At 72.4% G+C, this 5,256-nt stretch carries 5 protein-coding genes; 4 read left to right on the top strand and 1 reads right to left on the bottom strand.

All coding sequences use genetic code 11. The annotated features are described in order from the left end of the window. From AC5LUJ_RS13950 to AC5LUJ_RS13965, 4 genes are all read left to right on the top strand, one after another. A partial coding sequence (locus AC5LUJ_RS13950) for a tetratricopeptide repeat protein (protein ID WP_250285792.1) occupies positions 1-490 on the top strand: 490 nt, incomplete at its 5' end. Positions 491-535: 45 nt separating this feature from the next. After that, positions 536-682, top strand: a complete 147-nt coding sequence (locus AC5LUJ_RS13955) for a hypothetical protein (protein ID WP_250285791.1) — start codon at positions 536-538, stop codon at positions 680-682. Positions 683-770: 88 nt separating this feature from the next. Then, positions 771-1,202 carry a GNAT family N-acetyltransferase gene (locus tag AC5LUJ_RS13960; protein ID WP_250285790.1) on the top strand — a complete coding sequence of 144 codons (432 nt, stop codon included), beginning with the start codon at positions 771-773 and terminating at the stop codon, positions 1,200-1,202. A 157-nt stretch (positions 1,203-1,359) separates the two neighbouring features. After that, positions 1,360-1,926 (top strand): GNAT family N-acetyltransferase, encoded by a 567-nt coding sequence (locus AC5LUJ_RS13965; protein WP_250285789.1) that lies wholly within the window; start codon positions 1,360-1,362, stop codon positions 1,924-1,926. A 137-nt stretch (positions 1,927-2,063) separates the two neighbouring features. On the opposite strand, the gene AC5LUJ_RS13970 is transcribed toward AC5LUJ_RS13965, so the two are convergent. Next, a complete protein-coding gene (locus AC5LUJ_RS13970; RefSeq protein WP_493465061.1) occupies positions 2,064-4,703 on the bottom strand; it encodes a Tex family protein in 2,640 nt (879 codons plus the stop codon). Positions 4,704-5,256 lie beyond the last annotated feature (553 nt).

Below are 5,256 nucleotides of genomic sequence, written 5' to 3' on the forward strand. Positions count from 1 at the left end.
GGAACACCGTGACGTGTCGGTTCTCCGGAACAACCTGGCGACACATCGGTGGAAGGCCGGCGACTGGCCCACGGCGGCCACCGAGCTCCAGAAGCTGGTCACCGAGCGGATGAAGTCCCACGGCCCTTATCACCGCGACACCGTCGCCACGCGCCACGCTCTCAGCGGAGTGCTCATCGACCTGCAGGATTTCGACGGCGCCGCCGCGGAACTCGACGAAGTGATCGAAGGCATGCGCCAGCTGGCCGGCCCGAAACATCACGACACGCTGCACAGGTGGTACGAGCTCGCCTGCGTGTACGAGCGGATGGGCCGCTACCACCAGGCGGCTGAAGCCCTCCAGGCCATCCTCGCCGACCAGCTGATGGTCCTGGGGGACTCCGACCAGGCGGTAACCACAACGAAGGAAGCCCTGGCCCGGGTAACAGCAGCTTCGCGAACGGAGCCCAGCCCAGCCGGCCCGTCGCGGGAAGCCGACCGCGAAGCCTGAAGCCGACCAGGTTCCGTTCACGTCCGGGCTCTTTCAGGAAGCCGCATGGCGGAACAGCCGGCCGCCGGAATCATCCTGCCGGGGACGGACGTGGGCATGCCGGGAGCCCGGGGGCCACCGGTCTCGTGCCACGGCGAGGACGGTGCGCGCGGCATCCTCGCCGAGGGTGCGGTGGGAAGCTACTCTCGGTAGCGTCCGGTCATCCCGTGGCGGCCCCGTGGCGTGGCCTGGGAGAATCGTGCTGGCGATACGGGGCCGACATGTGGGGTGGGCGGAAGCGGTGCGGATCGAACCGGCGGACGACGCGATGTTCCGCGAGCGCGACGCCTGGCGTTACGACCCGCCCTACGACTTCTACAACAGCGACGGTATGCCCGTGAAGAATCCCGAACGGTTCTTCGCCGCCCGCGACGACGACGGTGCCCTGGTCGGTTTCTACTTCTTCGAGCTACACGACGACGCGTTGTTCTACGGGTTCGGCCTGCGGCCCGATCTCACCGGCCGCGGGCTCGGCGAGCGCTTCGTGCTGGCCGGTCTGGAGCTCGCCCGTCCCGTCTACGGGCAGCGCCGGGTCGTGCTCGATGTCGCGGCCTTCAACACACGCGCCGTCCGTCTGTACCGGCGTCTTGGTTTCACCGAGACCGGCCGCCACACCGAGACGTTCGACGGCCGTGGGGCCGTGGAGTTCATCGATATGGAAAAACCCGGCTGAACGCCGTCGGCCTCCGGCCGGGCCTGACCGGCCCGGCGCCCCTGTCCACCGCGGGCAGCCCACGGATGTGGACGCTGGAGAGCACGCGACCGAACATCTACATTGTTACTGACCGTGGTCGACGGTCGTCTGTGGTCCCGTCTCATCGGAGCGATCCATGACGATTACCTGGCGGCAGCTTGACGAGTCCGACTTCGTGTTGTTACGGGGATGGCTGGAACAGCCGCACGTCGCCCGCTGGTGGAACCACGAGAGCACGATCGAGGCCGTCCGCCGCGACTTCGGCCCCGCGGCCCGCGGCGAGGAGCCGTCGGAGGACTTCCTCGCCCTGCTCGACGACCGGCCCCTCGGGCTGGTGCAACGTTGCCACCTCGCCGACTACCCCGCCTACCGCGACGAGCTGGCACCCGTCGTCGACGTCCCCACCGGCGCCATGAGCCTCGACTACCTGATCGGTGAACCCGGCCGGACCGGGCGTGGCCTGGGCACCCGCATGATCGCCTCGATGATCGCACGGACCTGGTCCGATCATCCCGCGGCCACCTGCGTCATGGTGCCGGTCGTGGCGGCCAACCGGGCGTCGTGGCGGGCACTGGAGAAAGCCGGCCTCCGACGTGTCGGGCAGGGGCCCCTCGCGCCGGACAACCCCGTCGACGACCCCCTGCACTACGTATACCGCCTGGACCGCCCCCTGCGCTCGACCAGGTGCCGCGGCTTGCGGTGAACGCGCGTCAGGCGTCGCTCCACGGTGCTCGGCGTGACGTGCGGCCGTGCGGCCGCTCCGCGGTTGGCCGGGCCCGGATCCGGGCATCCCACATCCCCGGCCGGCCGGTGTGGGCCGGCCGGCCGGGTGGGCGTGGGTCAGCGGCCGGTCCGGCCGGGGCGTTTCGGCTGGCTGACGCTGTTGCCGAACTCGTCGATGAGACCGGCGCGGCGCAGCGCGTCGGCGAGCGCGCCGTCGGGTACGTCGTTCGACCCGCCGCGGCGGGTGCGCGGCTGCGCCCCGCCGGAGCGCGCGCCGCGGGCGGCGCCGGGACCGCCGACGCCACGCTCGCGGGGACTACCACCGCCGGCGCCACGCTCGCGGGGACCGCGGCCACCGCCACCGGCGCCACCGCCACCGGCGGCGCCGGCGCCGGGCTCGCGGGGGCCGGCCGCCGGCGCGCCGCTGCGCTCCCGGCGGCGCCCGGAACCCGACGACGCACCCGACGGCGTCCGCTGGCCGGCACGGCCGCCGCCGGCATCGCTGTCGTCGTCGAGCCGCAGCGTCAGCGAGACGCGTTTGCGGGCGATGTCGACGTCGAGCACCTTCACCCGGACGATGTCACCGGGCTTGACCACCTCGCGCGGGTCGGAGACGAAGTTCCGCGACATCGCCGAGACGTGGACGAGCCCGTCCTGGTGCACCCCGACGTCGACGAACGCACCGAACGCGGCGACGTTGGTGACCACACCCTCCAGCACCATGCCGGGCGCGAGGTCGGCGAGCGTCTCCACCCCCTCGGCGAACGCCGCGGTCCGGAACGCCGGGCGCGGGTCCCGGCCCGGCTTCTCCAGCTCCCGGAGGATGTCGGTGACGGTCGGCAGGCCGAAGGTGTCGTCGACGAAGTCCGTCGGCCGCAGCGCCCGCAACGCCGAGCTGTTACCGATCACCGTCGTGATGTCGCTGTCCGTGGCCGTGAGGATGCGGCGTACCACCGGATACGCCTCCGGGTGCACGCTGGAGGCGTCCAGCGGGTCGTCGCCACCACGGATGCGCAGGAAGCCGGCGCACTGCTCGAACGCCTTCGGCCCCAGCCGCGGGACGTCGATGAGCGCCCGGCGGGACCGGAACGGGCCATGGGCGTCCCGGTGGCGCACGATGTTCTCCGCCAGCCCCTCGCCGATGCCCGACACGCGCGTCAGTAGCGGCGCCGAGGCGGTGTTGACGTCGACGCCGACGGCGTTGACGCAGTCCTCCACCACCGCGTCCAGCGAACGCGACAGCTTCACCTCGGAGAGGTCGTGCTGATACTGGCCGACCCCGATCGAACGGGGGTCGATCTTGACCAGTTCCGCCAGCGGATCCTGCAGCCGGCGGGCGATGGACACCGCGCCGCGCAGCGACACGTCCAGCTCGGGCAGCTCCCGCGAGGCATAGGCGGACGCGGAGTACACCGAGGCGCCGGCCTCGGACACCACCACCGAGGTGAGCCTGAGCTCCGGATGCCGTTTGGCCAGCTCGCCCGCAAGCCTGTCGGTCTCCCGGGACGCGGTCCCGTTGCCGATCGCGACCAGTTCGACGTTGTGGGCGTGCGCGAGCCGGGCGAGGACGGCGATCGACTCGTCCCAGCGCCGCCGCGGCTCGTGCGGGTAGATCGTCTCGGTCGCCACCACCTGGCCGGTCGGGTCGACCACCGCGACCTTCACCCCGGTGCGCAGCCCCGGGTCGAGCCCCATGGTCGCCCGCACGCCGGCGGGCGCCGCCAGCAGCAGGTCACGCAGGTTCACCGCGAACACCCGGACGGCGGTGTCCTCCGCCGCCTGCCACAGCCGCATCCGCAGGTCGATGTCGAGATGGACGAGGATGCGGGTCCGCCACGCCCAGCGGACCGTCTCCAGCAGCCAGCGGTCGGCCGGGCGGCCGTTGTCGGCGACGGCGAAGCGCGCGGCGACGGTGACCTCGTAGCTGCTCGGCTGTGCCGCCGCCTGCCGGGGCACGGCCGCTGCCGCCGGCCGCCCGTCGGCGGTGCCCCCGCCGTCGGCCGGCCCACCGGCAGCGGCCGGGTCGGCGGGTTCCGGATCGAGGGTGAGGTCGAGGACCTCCTCCTTCTCGCCGCGGAACAGCGCCAGAATCCGGTGCGAGGGCAGCGAGGTGAAGGGCTCGGCAAAGTCGAAGTAGTCGGCGAACTTGGCGCCGGCGTCCTGCCGGCCCTCCCGTACCCGGGAGACGAGCCGGCCGCGCGTCCACATCCGCTCACGCAGCGTCCCGATCAGGTCCGCGTCCTCGGCGAAACGCTCGACCAGGATGGCCCGCGCGCCCTCGAGAGCGGCGGCCGTGTCGGCGACACCCTTCTCCGGGTCGACGAAGGGGGCGGCCGTCGCCTGCGGATCCTGTGACGGGTCGGCCAGCAGTGTCTCGGCGAGCGGCTCCAGACCGGCCTCCCGGGCGATCTGGGCCTTGGTGCGGCGTTTAGGCTTGTAGGGCAGGTAGATGTCCTCCAGGCGGGCCTTGGAGTCGGCGGCCAGGATCTGCGCCTCGAGCGCGTCGTCCAGCTTGCCCTGGGAACGGATCGACTCCAGGATCGCGGCGCGCCGGTCCTCCAGCTCGCGCAGGTAGCGCAGCCGCTCCTCAAGGGTCCGCAGCTGGGCGTCGTCGAGCATGCCGGTCGCCTCCTTGCGGTAGCGGGCGATGAACGGCACGGTGGCCCCGCCGTCGAGCAGGTCGACGGCCGCGGTCACCTGCCCCTCACGCACGCCGAGCTCCTCGGCGATCCTGCGATGAACCGACGTCGTCACGATCTCGATCCGCCTCCGTGGCCGGGGTCCTGATGAGGTGTCGGAGACCAGCTTGCCCGACTGGCGGGCCCACCGACGCATCAGCCCCGTCTCACCGCCCCCGGGCCGGCACCTGACCGGCCCAGGCCCGGCCCGACCCGCTCCCAGGCCCGGTCCGACCGCTCCCAGACCCGCGGCAGAGCGCTCCCAGGCCCGGCCCGACCGCTCCCATGGCCGCGGCAGGGCGCTTCTCGGACTGGCCAAACCGTTCCCGGCTGGCCTGACCAGCTCGTCAGACCGAGGCCGCGGGCGCGGCCAGGCCCCGCCGGACCAGCCGCATCACACCGGCCCCGCGCGCCCAGGGCCAGGGCCTCCATTCACCCTGAGCCGCAGGGCTTCCGAAGGCCGGAGCCATGGGACCTCCGAAGATCCAGAAGAAGCCGCCCAGATGAGGAGGACCCCCACGCCGACCCGCCCGCAAGCCGTGTAGAGTCTTGGTTCGTTGCAGGTCCGGGTGGCGGAATGGCAGACGCGCTAGCTTGAGGTGCTAGTGCCCTCTAAGGGCGTGGGGGTTCAA

It is taken from the genome of Protofrankia sp. CiP1_Cm_nod3 (assembly GCF_982290655.1).